General features: G+C 54.4%; 15 protein-coding genes and 1 tRNA gene. 4 read left to right on the top strand and 12 right to left on the bottom strand.

Annotated elements, in window-relative coordinates; translation table 11 throughout:
- Positions 1 to 195: 195 nt before the first annotated feature.
- From FGL10_RS09420 to arsC, 4 genes are all read right to left on the bottom strand, one after another.
- On the bottom strand, positions 196 to 591 hold the full coding sequence (locus tag FGL10_RS09420) for a coiled-coil domain-containing protein (protein ID WP_003710791.1): 396 nt from the start codon (positions 589 to 591) through the stop codon (positions 196 to 198).
- 20 nt (positions 592 to 611) lie between these two features.
- A complete protein-coding gene (gene gltX / locus FGL10_RS09415; RefSeq protein ID WP_036470261.1) occupies positions 612 to 2006 on the bottom strand; it encodes a glutamate--tRNA ligase in 1395 nt (464 codons plus the stop codon).
- Positions 2007 to 2122: 116 nt separating this feature from the next.
- Positions 2123 to 2779: a YdcF family protein gene (locus FGL10_RS09410; protein WP_003710795.1), complete on the bottom strand. Its 657-nt coding sequence runs from the start codon at positions 2777 to 2779 to the stop codon at positions 2123 to 2125.
- Positions 2776 to 3129, bottom strand: coding sequence for an arsenate reductase (glutaredoxin) (gene arsC / locus FGL10_RS09405; protein ID WP_002242104.1), 354 nt, complete (start codon positions 3127 to 3129; stop codon positions 2776 to 2778). Before arsC ends, FGL10_RS09410 begins: the two co-directional genes overlap by 4 nt.
- A gap of 123 nt (positions 3130 to 3252) precedes the next feature.
- Here arsC and FGL10_RS09400 point away from each other — a divergent pair, with 123 nt between their 5' ends.
- The 3 genes from FGL10_RS09400 (at position 3253) to ftsX (ending at position 5502) form a co-directional block, all read left to right on the top strand.
- Complete coding sequence (locus FGL10_RS09400) at positions 3253 to 3735, top strand: TlpA disulfide reductase family protein (protein WP_003710797.1); 483 nt, start codon at positions 3253 to 3255, stop codon at positions 3733 to 3735.
- A gap of 202 nt (positions 3736 to 3937) precedes the next feature.
- A complete protein-coding gene (locus FGL10_RS09390; RefSeq protein WP_003710799.1) occupies positions 3938 to 4588 on the top strand; it encodes a cell division ATP-binding protein FtsE in 651 nt (216 codons plus the stop codon).
- A complete protein-coding gene (gene ftsX, locus FGL10_RS09385; protein WP_003710800.1) occupies positions 4585 to 5502 on the top strand; it encodes a permease-like cell division protein FtsX in 918 nt (305 codons plus the stop codon). Before FGL10_RS09390 ends, ftsX begins: the two co-directional genes overlap by 4 nt.
- A 20-nt stretch (positions 5503 to 5522) precedes the next feature.
- Here the strand turns inward: ftsX and FGL10_RS09380 are convergent, their stop codons facing one another.
- On the bottom strand, positions 5523 to 6176 hold the full coding sequence (locus tag FGL10_RS09380; protein ID WP_138251450.1) for an IS1595 family transposase: 654 nt from the start codon (positions 6174 to 6176) through the stop codon (positions 5523 to 5525).
- A gap of 137 nt (positions 6177 to 6313) precedes the next feature.
- On the opposite strand from FGL10_RS09380, the gene FGL10_RS09375 reads away from it, so the two are divergent.
- Entirely contained in the window at positions 6314 to 6562 is a 249-nt protein-coding gene (locus FGL10_RS09375) for a BolA family protein (RefSeq protein ID WP_002240894.1), read from the top strand.
- A 64-nt stretch (positions 6563 to 6626) separates the two neighbouring features.
- Here FGL10_RS09375 and FGL10_RS09370 read toward each other — a convergent pair whose 3' ends face one another.
- The 7 genes from FGL10_RS09370 to gnd form a co-directional block, all read right to left on the bottom strand.
- On the bottom strand, positions 6627 to 7805 hold the full coding sequence (locus FGL10_RS09370; RefSeq protein ID WP_003710693.1) for a phosphoglycerate kinase: 1179 nt from the start codon (positions 7803 to 7805) through the stop codon (positions 6627 to 6629).
- A gap of 80 nt (positions 7806 to 7885) precedes the next feature.
- On the bottom strand, positions 7886 to 9139 hold the full coding sequence (gene murA / locus FGL10_RS09365; RefSeq protein ID WP_003710694.1) for a UDP-N-acetylglucosamine 1-carboxyvinyltransferase: 1254 nt from the start codon (positions 9137 to 9139) through the stop codon (positions 7886 to 7888).
- Positions 9140 to 9357: 218 nt separating this feature from the next.
- A tRNA-Lys gene (locus tag FGL10_RS09355) sits at positions 9358 to 9433 on the bottom strand.
- Positions 9434 to 9496: 63 nt separating this feature from the next.
- Positions 9497 to 10477 carry a TerC family protein gene (locus FGL10_RS09350; protein WP_003710696.1) on the bottom strand — a complete coding sequence of 327 codons (981 nt, stop codon included), beginning with the start codon at positions 10475 to 10477 and terminating at the stop codon, positions 9497 to 9499.
- Positions 10478 to 10509: 32 nt separating this feature from the next.
- Positions 10510 to 10959: a CopD family copper resistance protein gene (locus FGL10_RS09345; protein ID WP_002240898.1), complete on the bottom strand. Its 450-nt coding sequence runs from the start codon at positions 10957 to 10959 to the stop codon at positions 10510 to 10512.
- 37 nt (positions 10960 to 10996) lie between these two features.
- Entirely contained in the window at positions 10997 to 12274 is a 1278-nt protein-coding gene (gene waaA / locus FGL10_RS09340; protein ID WP_003710697.1) for a lipid IV(A) 3-deoxy-D-manno-octulosonic acid transferase, read from the bottom strand.
- Positions 12275 to 12335: 61 nt separating this feature from the next.
- Entirely contained in the window at positions 12336 to 13784 is a 1449-nt protein-coding gene (gene gnd / locus FGL10_RS09335; RefSeq protein ID WP_036475242.1) for a decarboxylating NADP(+)-dependent phosphogluconate dehydrogenase, read from the bottom strand.
- Between the last annotated feature and the right edge of the window lie 184 nt (positions 13785 to 13968).

Genomic DNA, 13968 nt, shown 5'->3' with positions numbered 1-13968 from the left:
ATTCAAACACATACAAAAAAACCGCCCGCTCCCGCAGACGGCATTCGCCGGGCAATCCGAAAAGATATGACGGATATTTTATCCGCAGGCCGGCGCAGTGTTAAGCCGCACCGGCTCCGGATTGGCAATCTCCGTATGTTGCCGCCGGTAAAAAACACCGCCGCCTTTGTTTTCCGCAAAATCAGAATGCATCGGTTAATTTCCCGCCGCTTTCGTCCCTCCTGCACCATAAACCGCATTCCAAGCATGGTTCAAACGCAGCCCCGCCTGCTTCAATTCCTCTTCCTGCCTTGCTTTCATCGCCATCGCCTTGGGGATTTCCGCCTCCAAGCGTGTAATATCCGCCTGCGCCGCCTGCAAACGCCGGCGCGCATCTTCCAAATCCGACTGCATCCCGATAATTTTTCCGTCCAGATTGTTTTGCTTTTGCAATAAGGCGCGGTAACCGGATTGGATACTGAGCAGATTGTCTTCAGCATCCCCGGCCCATACGCTTGTAGAAAAAACAACCATCAGAAAATACAATATTTTTTTCATTTTCAACTTCCGTTTGAATGCCGTCTGAAGCCGTATTCCGACATCAGACGGCATCGCCCGCGCCTGTGGATAACTTAAGCGCGGATGCGTTTCAACACTTCTTCTTTGCCGATTAATGCCAACACGGCATCGACGCTCGGGGTTTTCGCCGTACCGCAGACGGCGAGGCGCAGGGGCATACCGAGCTTGCCCATTTTGATGCCTTCTTCGTCGCAGAAAGGTTTGAAGAGGTCGTGGATGGCTTCGGCATTCCAGTCTTCCAAACCTTCAAGGCGTTCGGCGAAGCGCAGCATACGGGCGGCGGCTTCGTCGTCCCAATGTTTCTGCACGTCTGCTTCGGCAGGCGTTTGTTTGACGTAGAAGTAGAGGCACTCGTCGGCAAGCGTGTTCAGATCTTGGGCGCGGTCTTTGACCAATGCCAACACGTCTTCCAAAGCAGGTTTGCCTGTTTCGTGAAGTCCGCGCAACGAGAGGCGCGGTTTGACGAGTTCGGCGAGCTTGTCGTTAGCGGTGATTTTGATGTGTTCGCCGTTAATCCAATAGAGTTTTTTCAAGTCCATACGGCTTGGGGACGGGGAAACGTCTTTCAAATCAAACCATTCGATAAATTGTTCCATCGTGAAGAACTCATCGTCGCCGTGCGCCCAGCCCAAACGCGCCAGATAGTTGAGCATCGCTTCGGGCAGGATGCCCATCGCGCCGAAATCGGTAATGGCGACGGTATCGCCGCTGCGTTTGGAGATTTTTTTGCCTTGTTCGTTGAGAATCATCGGCAGATGACCGTATTCGGGCAGGTTTGCGCCGATGGCTTTCAAGATATTGATTTGTTTCGGGGTATTGTTTACATGGTCGTCACCCCGGATAACGTGGGTAACGCCCATGTCGTAGTCGTCCACCACGACGCAGAAGTTGTAGGTCGGCGTGCCGTCGGCGCGGGCGATAATCAGGTCGTCGAGGGCTTCGTTGGGGATAGAAATTTCGCCTTTGACCAGGTCTGTCCATTTGGTAACGCCGTCCAAAGGCGTTTTGAAGCGGACGACGGGTTGCACGCCGGCAGGAATTTCGGGCATGGTTTTGCCTGCTTCCGGCCGCCAGCGGCGGTCGTAAGTCGCCGTACCTTCCTTTTCGGCTTTCTCGCGCATCGCTTCCAATTCTTCTTTGCTGCAATAGCAGTAGTAGGCATCGCCTTTTGCCAAGAGTTCGGCGATGACTTCTTTATAGCGTTCGAAGCGGCGGGTTTGGTACACCACGTTGTCGGCGTTGTCGTAATCCAGTCCGACCCATTTCATGCCGTCGAGGATGATGTTGGCGGATTCGGCGGTGGACCGCGCCAAGTCGGTGTCTTCGATACGCAATAAAAATTCGCCTTTGTGATGGCGGGCAAACGCCCAAGAAAACAAGGCGGTGCGTACGCCGCCGATGTGCAGGTAGCCGGTGGGGCTGGGGGCGAAACGGGTTTTGACGGTCATAATGGCTCCGAAATCTTTGAAAGCGTTTATTTTACTGGTTTTACCGTGCTTGGGCATCAAAAATGCCGTCTGAAACTTACTTGCGGATAAGTTTCAGACGGCATTTTTCTACCGCTTCAATCAGACAGCCATCCCCAAAAGCGGCCGCCCCATTTTTCCAAACGGTAGAGGGATAACGCATATCCCTCTTGCAGCATAAAGATTTTTTTCTTATTTCCCGCATCAAAGCGCGTGGTCGGCGTGGCAGACATATAAACGCGGACACCCAAATCCTCCGCCATTTCCGCCGCCCGCGCCAAATGGTAGGGATCGCTGACAATCACCACGCTGGCAATACCGTTGGCACGCAAAACCGGACGGATGTTGTTCAGGTTTTCATAAGTGTTGCGCGAAGTGTTTTCAAACAGGATGTTGCGCGGCGGAATTCCTTGCTTGAGCGCGTACCGCCGCCCGACTTCCGCCTCCGTCATATAACCCTTTTTACTCCTGCCGCCGGTAAAAATGATTTTGCCAACCCTGCGGCTCTGATAAAGCGCGATGGCGTGGTTGATGCGTTCCCGAAAAACCGGGGAAGGGCGTTTGTCCCACGCGGCGGCGCCCAACACCAGCGCGGCATCCGCCCGGACATACGGCGGCAAAACCTGACCGCCCGTCCGATAAACCGCCCAAACGGATGAGGCAAACACCAGCAAAAGCGGAAAAACACTCAAACAGAAACCGCCCAACAGGTAATAGCGCAAGCCGTTGCGGCTGCAAAACAGCCGTTTGTTCACAATACCGCTTCGATATTTTCCAGCGGTCTGCCGACAGCCGCCTTACCGTTTGCCAAAACAATCGGACGCTCCAACAGGGCGGGATGATCGGCGATGGCACGCAGCAGCGCGTCATTATCCAAATCAGGGTTGTCCAAACCCAATTCCTTGTACAAATCATCTTTCACACGCATCATCCCGCGCGCCGATGCCAAACCCAATTTGTTGAAAATATCCTTCAATTCGGACAAGTCGGGCGGCGTATCCAAATATTTGACCACTTCGGCAGCAATGCCGCGTTCTTCCAATAGGGACAAGGCGGCGCGCGATTTGCTGCAACGGGGATTGTGGAAAATTTTGATTTCAGACATGACATTTCCTTACTTCTCGACAATCCCCTTATTATCGGCTTACGCAGGATTTTACTCAATATCCCGCCTCCAACCGTACCAAACGGTTTACAATACCCGAATCGACATACAAAGGACAAAACGATGAAATACTTGAATCTTGCCGCAATCGCCCTTGCCGCCACATTTGCCGCACATACCGCCTCGGCAGACGAACTGGCCGGATGGAAAGACGGTGCCGCGCAAAGCCTGCAATCGCTCAAAGCCCCCGTCCGCATCGTCAACCTTTGGGCGACCTGGTGCGGCCCGTGCCGCAAAGAGATGCCGGTGATGTCAAAATGGTACAAAGCGCAGAAAAAAGGTAGCGTCGATATGGTCGGTATCGCGCTCGACACGTCCGACAATATCGGCAACTTCCTCAAGCAAACCCCTGTTTCCTACCCGATTTGGCGTTACACCGGGGCGAACAGCCGAAACTTTATGAAATCCTACGGAAACACTGTCGGCGTACTGCCCTTTACCGTCGTCGAAGCCCCGAAATGCGGATACAGGCAGACCATTACAGGGGAGGCAAACGAAAAAAGCCTGACCGAAGCCGTCAAACTCGCCCATTCAAAATGCCGTTAAACGCCGGATGCCGTCTGAAGCCGCTTCAGACGGCATTTTTCCCGCCCGGCCGCCAGTATCCGCCAAACTTATCCACTATCTAAAAACAGGCGGAATCTTTATAATCTCCGTTACTTACTTATTGTTCAGACGGCATACCGCAGACACCCCGCCTTCAGGCAGACAAACTGATACGGTATGCCCATTCCTTACAGGACCTCCTATGATCCGTTTCGAACAAGTTTCCAAAACCTACCCCGGCGGTTTTGAAGCCCTGAAAAACGTCAGCTTCCAAATCAAAAAAGGCGAGATGATTTTTATCGCCGGACACTCCGGTTCGGGCAAGTCCACCGTCCTCAAGCTGATTTCAGGCATTACCAAACCCGGCAAAGGCAAAGTGTGGTTCAACAATCAAGACTTGGGCGAACTGTCCGACAACCAAATCGGCTTTATGCGCCAACACATCGGCATCGTATTCCAAGACCACAAAATCCTCTACGACCGCAACGTCCTGCAAAACGTCATCCTCCCGCTGCGGATTATCGGCTATCCGCCGCGAAAAGCCGAAGAACGCGCCCGCATCGCCATCGAAAAAGTCGGCTTGAAAGGGCGAGAATTAGACGATCCCGTCACCCTCTCGGGCGGCGAACAGCAACGCCTGTGCATCGCCCGCGCCGTCGTCCACCAGCCCGGCCTGCTGATTGCCGACGAACCCTCCGCCAACCTCGACCGCGCCTACGCGCTCGATATTATGGAATTGTTCAAAACCTTCCACGAAGCAGGAACCACCGTCATCGTCGCCGCCCACGACGAAACCCTGATGGCGGACTACGGTCACCGCATCCTGCGCCTCTCGAAAGGACGGCTCGCATGAGCATCATCCACTACCTCTCGCTGCACATCGAATCCGCCCGCACCGCGCTCAAAGAGCTTCTGCGCCAACCCTTCGGCACGCTGCTCACCCTCCTGATGCTCGCCGTCGCGATGACCCTGCCGCTGTTTATGTATCTGGGCATCCAAAGCGGGCAAAGCGTGTTGGGCAAACTCAACGAGTCGCCGCAAATCACCATCTATATGGAAACCGCCGCCGCACAAAGCGACAGCGATACCGTCCGCAGCCTGCTGGCGCGCGACAAACGGATCGCCAACGTCCGCTTCATCGGCAAGGAAGACGGCTTGGCGGAATTACAGTCCAACCTCGACCAAAATTTGGTTTCGATGCTCGACGGCAACCCGCTGCCCGACGCATTTATCGTTACCCCCGACCCGGCAACCACGCCCGCGCAAATGCAGGCAATCTACCGGGACATTACCAAACTGCCTATGGTCGAATCCGCGTCTATGGATACCGAATGGGTGCAAACGCTGTACCAAATCAACGAGTTCATCCGCAAAATCCTATGGTTTCTTTCCCTGACGCTGGGTATGGCGTTCGTCCTTGTCGCACACAACACCATCCGCCTGCAAATCCTCAGCCGCAAAGAAGAAATCGAAATCACCAAACTCTTGGGCGCGCCCGCATCGTTCATCCGCCGCCCCTTCCTTTATCAGGCAATGTGGCAGAGCATCCTTTCCGCCGCCGTCAGCCTGGGGCTTTGCGGTTGGCTGCTTTCCGCCGTGCGCCCCTTGGTCGATGCCATCTTCAAACCCTACGGGCTCAATATCGGCTGGCGTTTCTTTTATCCTGAAGAAATCGCGCTGGTGTTCGGCTTCGTCATCGCGTTGGGCGTATTCGGAGCGTGGCTTGCCACCACCCGGCATCTGCTCGGCTTCAAAGCCAAAAAATAAGGGGCTGTACTAGATTAGCCCTAAATTCCACACCAATCCCGTAGGATTTTTAGCTGCCGGGACGGTGTGCCGAAGTTAAATCGAAATTCGCATTCTCTCAAGAACAGCGGGAAAGATTTACGATCGATTCCGTTGTATTTTCGCAAGACGCGTTTTGACTGATTCCAAAAGTTCTCAATGCCGTTAATGTGGTTTTGACGGTCTGCAAATTCCTTGGAATGGTTGATACGGTAATGGATAAAACCGCTCACGTCCAACTTGTCGTAGCTGCTCAGACTATCGGTATAAACAATACTGTCCGGCATGATTTTCTTTTTGATGACAGGGAGTAACGTTTCAGACTTGGCATTATCTACGATAACGGTATAGACCCGTCCGTTGCGTTTCAGAATGCTGAAGACAACCACTTTTCCTGCCGCACCGCGACCACGTCTGCCTTTACGCCGTCCGCCGAAATAGCTTTCGTCCAGCTCGACAGGGCCCTCAAAAACCTCATCGGCAGCCAAGGCCAAATGATAATTGATAACCGTGCGGATTTTACGGTAGAACAGTGCTGCCGAATTGGGATGGATACCCAAAATATCGGCGGCAGAACGGGCGGTAACTTCCAGCACAAAAAAACGGAGCAGTTCTTTCTGTACTTTTTTCTTTAATTTGCAGTGTGTTATCTTCATACTTTGAGGGTAACATATCTGCTAATCTAGTACAGCCCCAAAAATAAAACACCGTCAAAAATGCCGTCTGAACCCGTTTCAGACGGCATTTCAATTTGCCAGTATAATGGCGCATTTTCCAATAAGGACTCCCCACTATGCTGACACCCGAACAAGTCAAAGCCCTGATTGCAGGCGTGGCAAAATGCGAACATATCGAAGTAGAAGGCGACGGACACCATTTTTTCGCCGTCATCGTTTCATCGGAATTTGAAGGCAAGGCACGCCTCGCGCGCCACCGCCTGATTAAAGACGGACTCAAAGCCCAACTGGAAAGCAACGAACTGCACGCACTTTCCATTTCGGTTGCCGCCACTCCGGCGGAATGGAATGCCAAAGCGCAATAACCGCCACACAAAAATGCCGTCTGAAACCATTTCGTTTCAGACGGCATTTTTTAGATCAAACCGCTTACGCGCCGCGTTTTTCCAAAGCGGCTACGGCGGGCAGCTCTTTGCCTTCCAAGAACTCAAGGAACGCGCCGCCGCCGGTGGAGATGTAGCCGATTTGACCGGTAACGCCGAACTTGGCAATCGCCGCCAGCGTGTCGCCGCCTCCCGCAATCGAGAAGGCTTTGCTTTGGGCGATGGCTTCGGCAAGGGCTTTCGTGCCGCCTGCGAACTGATCGAACTCAAACACGCCGACCGGCCCGTTCCATACCACCGTACCGGCAGCTTTGAGCAAATCGGCAAGCGCGGCGGCGGATTTCGGGCCGATGTCCAAAATCATCTCGTCTTCGGCAACGTCGGCAATGTCTTTTACCACCGCTTCGGCATCGGCGGCAAAGGCTTTGGCAACGACGACATCGGTCGGCAGCGGCACAGAACCGCCTTTGGCCGCCATTTTCGCCATAATTTTTTTAGATTCTTCCACCAAATCGTGTTCCGCCAAAGATTTACCGATGGCTTTGCCTTCCGCCAACAGGAAGGTGTTGGCAATGCCGCCGCCGACGATGAGTTGGTCGACTTTATCCGCCAGCGATTCGAGGATGGTCAGCTTGGTGGACACTTTGCTGCCGGCAACGATGGCAACCATCGGGCGCGCGGGTTGTTTCAAGGCTTTGCCCAAAGCGTCGAGTTCGCCCGCCATCAATACGCCGGCGCAGGCAACGGGCGCGGCTTGGGCAACGGCTTCAGTCGAGGCTTGGGCGCGGTGTGCGGTGCCGAACGCGTCATTGACGAACACGTCGCACAAGGCGGCGTAGGCTTTGCCCAGTTCCAAATCGTTTTTCTTCTCGCCCTTGTTGATACGCACGTTTTGCAGCATCACGACATCGCCCGCGTTCAAAGCCGGTTTGTTTTCGCGCCAGTCGTTCAATACTTTCACGTCTTTGCCCAACAGGCTGCCCAAGTGTGCGGCAACGGGCGCAACGTCGTCTTCGGGATGGAATTCGCCTTCGGTCGGGCGGCCCAAGTGGGTCATTACGATGACGGACGCGCCGTTGTCCAAGCAGTATTTGACGGACGCAAGCGAGGCGCGGATACGGGTGTCGTCGCTGATTTTGCCGTCTTTGAACGGCACGTTCATATCGGCGCGGATGAGGACGGTTTTGCCCTGCACGTTTTGTTCGGTCAGTTTTAAAAATGCCATAATCAGTCCTTTTCAATCAGTGTTTGCGATACAGAAACAATTAATGCCGTCTGAAGGCTTCAGACGGCATCGCAACCCGCTCAGCCGGATACGCGCTCGATTTTCGCGCCGACGCTGCCGAGTTTTTTTTCAATATTTTCATAACCGCGATCCAAGTGGTAAATCTGTTCGACCACGGTTTCACCGCGTGCCGCCAAACCGGCGATAACGAGGCTTGCGGACGCGCGCAAATCCGTCGCCTTGACGACCGCGCCGGAAAGCTGTTCCACACCCTGCACAAATGCCGTATTGCCCTCGGTTGTAATGTTCGCCCCCATCCGGTTCAACTCGGGGACGTGCATAAAGCGGTTTTCAAAAATCGTTTCCACCACGCGGCAGCTTCCCTCCGCCACGGCATTCAATGCCATAAACTGCGCCTGCATATCCGTGGGGAAACCGGGGTGGACGACCGTGCGGATGTCCACCGCCTTCGGACGCTGCCGCATATCGATAGCGATCCAATCGTCGCCCGCCTCAATCACCGCACCTGCCTCGACCAGTTTGTCCAACACCACTTCCATCGTTTTCGGGGCGGCATTCCTCAAAACCACCCTGCCGCCGGTTATCGCCACCGCGCACAGAAACGTCCCCGCTTCAATCCGGTCGGGGACGACGCTGTGTTCGCAGCCGTGCAGCTCGCCCGCGCCTTCCACGATCATGGTCGATGTTCCGATGCCGCTGATTTTCGCGCCCATTTTGACCAGGCATTCCGCCAAATCGACCACTTCAGGCTCGATGGCGCAGTTTTCCAAAACCGTCGTACCTTCCGCCAGCGTCGCCGCCATCAGCAGGTTTTCCGTGCCGCCGACGGTAACGACATTCATCGCCACGCGCGTACCTTTAAGTTTACCCTTGGCCTTGACGTAACCGTGTTCGATGACGATTTCCGCCCCCATCGCTTCCAAGCCTTTCAAATGCTGATCGACGGGGCGCGAACCGATGGCGCAGCCGCCCGGTAGGCTGACTTGCGCCTCGCCGAAACGCGCCAGCGTCGGACCAAGCACCAAAATCGAAGCACGCATCGTCCGAACCAATTCGTAAGGGGCGCAGGTATTGTTTACCGTGCCGCCGTTGATTTCAAACTCGCTGATATTGTCGGTCAGGACGCGCGCGCCCATCCCCTGAAGCAGTTTTTGCGTGGTTTTCACATCTGCCAGCATAGGGACGTTTTTCAGGCGCAACGTACCCGATGTCAGCAAACCCGCGCACATCAGCGGCAATGCCGCGTTTTTCGCGCCCGAGACCGTTATTTCCCCGTTGAGCGGGCCGTTTGCGGAGATTTTCAGTTTGTCCACGTTTGTTCTTTCCTGGTGGGTACTTGTAATATTTCAATACTCGGGACAACGCATAAAGCATCACCCGATGAAGGTTGCAGAGGCGGAATTATAAGGGATTTTCGGGAAAAATACGGAAGCCGCCCCAAAGAATTTGACGAAATGCCGCACTTTCCGAACAAGGATTGCCGGAAAACAAAAAAAGCCGAGTTTTGAAAACTCAGCTTTTTTGCTTTATCTGGTGGGTCGTGAGCGATTCGAACGCTCGACCAACGGATTAAAAGTCCGCTGCTCTACCGGCTGAGCTAACGACCCGATAAGTTTGGAATTCTACAGACCGGCCGAAACCCTGTCAAGCCCCTTGCGGGCGGACGGGCGTTATGTCCGCTTATCGGCCTGTTTTTTCGTATAAACCAAAGAAGTCAATACCGATGCGCCCAACGCGCCGAACACCACCGACAACGAAACGGAAATCGGGATGTGCACCCAATGCATCACCAGCATTTTCAAACCGATAAAGCTCAAAACAAATGCCAAGCCGTATTTCAGGAAGATAAAGCGTTCCGCCACGTCGGCCAGCAGGAAATACATCGCCCGCAAACCCAAAATGGCGAAAATATTGGAGGTCAGCACGATAAACGGATCGGTGGTAACGGCAAAGACGGCAGGGATGCTGTCCACGGCAAACACGACATCGCTCAATTCAATCATGACCAGCACCAAAAACAGCGGCGTGGCGATTTTTTTGCCGTTTTCGACGGTAAAAAATTTCTCGCCGTGAAATTCCGTGCCGACCGGAACGACTTTCTTGACGGCATTCAGCAGCCTGCTGTTTGCCAAATCCTCTTCCTCATCGCCTTCGGGCTTCATCATGTGTATGCCGGTATAGAGCAGGACCGCGCCGAACAGATACAGAATCCACTCGAACTGCCGAACCAGTGCCGCGCCGACGAAAATCATGACGGTGCGCAATACCAATGCGCCCAATACGCCGTACAGCAGCACGCGGTGCTGAAACTGCGGTGCGACTTTGAAGTAGCCGAAAATCATCAGGAACACGAAAATATTATCGACTGCCAACGATTTTTCCAAAATGTAGCCGGTAAAGAATTCCAATACTTTTTCTTTTGCGACTGCCGCGCCGTAGCCGGGATTGCCGGCGAGTTCGAAATACAGCCATCCGGCAAACAGGCAGGATACGGCAACCCACAAGCCGCTCCATGCCAAGGTTTCTTTGATGCCGACTTTATGGCTGCCGTTTTTCTTCAGCGAAAACATATCCAAGGCAATCATGACCAGCACTGCCGTAAAAAAAACACCGTAAAACAACGGCGACCCGATGCCGGGATATTCTGTCATGGTTCAATCTCCTGATTTGAAATGTAGTTGTGTTACCAGCTGATATAAAACATCGCTTTTGCCAAAAACACAATCAGCAGCATATGGGTAAAGACGACGGCGTGTATGTATTTCGACCACCCGACCGTCAGTGTGGAACGCGCCATTTTGACGACGGCGATGGCGAAGTGCGCCAACACGCTGAAAGCCAAAAGGATTTTCAGCGTCAGCATCGTACCGAAGGAAGTGGCAAACGGTTCGCCCAATATAGGAAGGTAGCGGTTTGCCGCCATCACGATGCCGCTGGCGAACAGCAGTCCGACCACAAACGGCATCACCCTGACGGCGCGGTAGGACATTGCCTTTTCCACTTCGCGCCGCGACTCGCGCGACACCCGCCCCGTATGCAGGACGGATAAGACCAGCACTTCAAAAAACACGCCGCCGACAAAGGCAATGGCGCAATACAGGTGGACGATGTGCGCGACGGCATAAATACTCATACGATACCCCTACCGGAATCTGCAAATGCCGATTGTATCACCCGCATACGGAATCCGCATTCCGCACCGACCGGTAAATCATTTCCGCCATTCGGACGCTTGCGCCCCGGTGCGGCGAAATAAAATGCCCGATCCGCTCCCGCGCCGCCGTTCCAATCTCTTTGTGCGACAGCAACGACTCGACCGCCTTCCGCCACTCATCGGCAGATTTTACCTGTATTGCCGCACCTGCCTCTGCGGCACGGGCGCACGCCTGTTCAAAATTGTAGGTCGAGAAGCCGAATATCGTCGGAACGCCGCAGGAAAGCGGTTCGATGATGTTTTGACAGCCGGAATCCACCAGGCTGCCGCCGACAAAGGCGGCATCGGCAGTCAGGTAATACGCATACAGCTCGCCCATACTGTCGCCTATCCACACCTGCGTATCGGGTTTGACCGGCAAACCGTCGCTGCGCCGCTGAACCTTAAACCCGAAGCGTTCTGCCGTTTCAAATGCCGTCTGAAAATGCTCGGGATGGCGCGGCACGATGACCAGCAGCGCATTTCCGCGATATTCCCGCCACGCCGCCAGCAGTTTTTCCGCCTCGTCTTCGCCCCGATAAACGCGCGTGCTGCCGCATACGGCAACCGGCCGGCCTCCGATTCGTTCTTTAAACTGCCCCGCCAGCGTTTTCATCCGTTCAGACGGCATCAGGTCGTATTTGGTGTTGCCGCACACCTGCACGGATGCCGCGCCCAAGTCCGCCAGCCTGTCCGCATCGCCCGGGGTTTGCGCCAGGCAGCCGTCCAATCCGCCCAACGCCGGCCCGATCAGATTGCGGATTTTTTGGTATCCCGCCGCCGATTTTTCCGACAGCCTTGCGTTTGCCAAAAACAGCGGAACGCCCGATTTCCGGCACTCCGTCATCAGGTTGGGCCAGATTTCCGTTTCCATCAGCACGCCGAACACGGGGCGGTGTTCGCGCAAAAACTGCCTTACCCACGTTTTTTTGTCATACGGAAGATAGCGGCATTGCGCGTCGGGGAACAAATCTTGCGCCGTTTCGCGCCCCGTCGGGGTCATCTGGGTAATCAGCAGCGGCGCGTCCGGAAACCGCCGCCCCAACTCCTTTGCCAACGGCAGGGCGGCGCGCGTTTCTCCGACCGATACCGCGTGTATCCAAACCGCACCGGTAACCGGTCCGGTGTAAGGCGCGCCGAAGCGTTCGCCCCAATGTTCCGCATAAGCCGGCGTTTTTTCCGCACGCCGCCTCAAATAACGCCGTATCAGGGGTGGCGCAAACCACCACAACACATCATAAAGCCATTGCCACATCACACATTTCCGTAACACAAATGCCGTCTGAAGGCTTCAGACGGCATATTCCGAAACCGGTTCAAATATCGTAAGCGGTCGAAGCGGTATCTCCGCCTTTGCCCGTCCAGTTGGTATGGAAAAACTCGCCGCGCGGCTTGTCGGTGCGCTCGTAAGTGTGCGCGCCGAAGTAGTCGCGCTGCGCCTGAAGCAGGTTGGCGGGCAGGCGTTGCGCCGTGTAGCCGTCCAAGAACGTGATGGCGGATGCCGTGCAGGGCATAGGGATGCCGCACTCGACCGCCTTGGCGACCACCCTGCGCCACGCCGGCAGGCAGTTTTCCAAAATATTTTTAAAATATCCGTCCTCGCCCAAAAACACCAAATCCGGATTGTTTTCATACGCGTCGCGGATATTGCCCAAAAACGCGCTGCGGATGATGCAGCCTTCGCGCCAGAGCAGGGCGGTGTTGCCGTAATCCAAATCCCAGCCGTAGCTTTCGCCCGCTTCCCGAATCAGCATAAAGCCTTGGGCATACGAAATAATTTTGGAGGCGAGCAAGGCTTGGCGCAAATCGCCGACCCATTGTTTTTTGTCGCCGCCGACCGGCAACGCCTGCCGCGCAAACAGTCCGCCCATCCGGACGCGCTGTTCTTTGAACGACGAAACGCAGCGGGCGAACACCGCCTCGGAAATCAGCGTCAGCGGGATGCCCAAATCCAAGGCGTTGATGCCCGTCCATTTGCCCGTGCCTTTCTGCCCCGCCGTATCGAGGATTTTTTCGACCAGGGGTTCGCCGCCCTCGTCTTTGTACGCCAAAATTGCCGCTGTGATTTCAATCAGATAAGAATCCAGCTCGGTTTTGTTCCACTCGGCAAACACGCGGTGCATTTCATCGTAGGACAATCCCAAACCGTCTTTCATAAACTGGTAAGCCTCGCAAATCAACTGCATATCGCCGTATTCGATGCCGTTGTGCACCATTTTGACAAAATGTCCCGCACCGTCTTTGCCGACCCAGTCGCAACACGGTTCGCCCTGCGGCGTTTTGGCGGCAATCGCCTGAAAAATCGGCTTGACCGCATCCCAAGCGCGCACATCCCCGCCCGGCATAATGGATGGCCCGCGCCGCGCCCCTTCTTCCCCGCCGGACACGCCCGCACCGACAAACAAAATCCCTTTTTCGGTAAGATAACGCGTGCGGCGCGTCGAGTCCGAATAATTGGCGTTGCCGCCGTCGATAATAATGTCTCCCTCGTCCAACAGGGGCAGCAGTTGTTCGATAAAGTCGTCAACCACCGAACCGGCACGAACCATCATCATAATTTTTCGCGGTTTTTCCAGCTTATCGACCAAATCTTGCAAAGAATACGCGCCGATAATATTAGTTCCTTTTGCCGCGCCGTTTAAAAATTCGTCCACCTTGGCAGTCGTGCGGTTGTAGGCAACCACCTTAAATCCGCAATCGTTCATATTCAAAATCAGGTTTTGACCCATAACCGCCAAACCGATCACGCCGATATCGCCTTTCATTGCCGGAAGCTCCGTTATTAATTAAATTTATCAGCCGCAACTTTAGCTGATTTACACTTGTTTAACAATCCTTAACTTTTTAATTTTTTGAAAAGATGCCTTAACTTTACCGCGCTGTTTTTGAGGAAGCGTTCCAGAAAAATAATAAAGTTTTAAATAATAAAAAGATGATTATGTTGAGCTT

It is taken from the genome of Neisseria lactamica (genome assembly GCF_901482445.1).
Taxonomy (GTDB): Bacteria; Pseudomonadota; Gammaproteobacteria; order Burkholderiales; family Neisseriaceae; genus Neisseria; species Neisseria lactamica.
The sequence above is the reverse complement of the archived record's forward strand: the minus strand, read 5'-3'. Positions and strand labels throughout refer to the sequence as shown.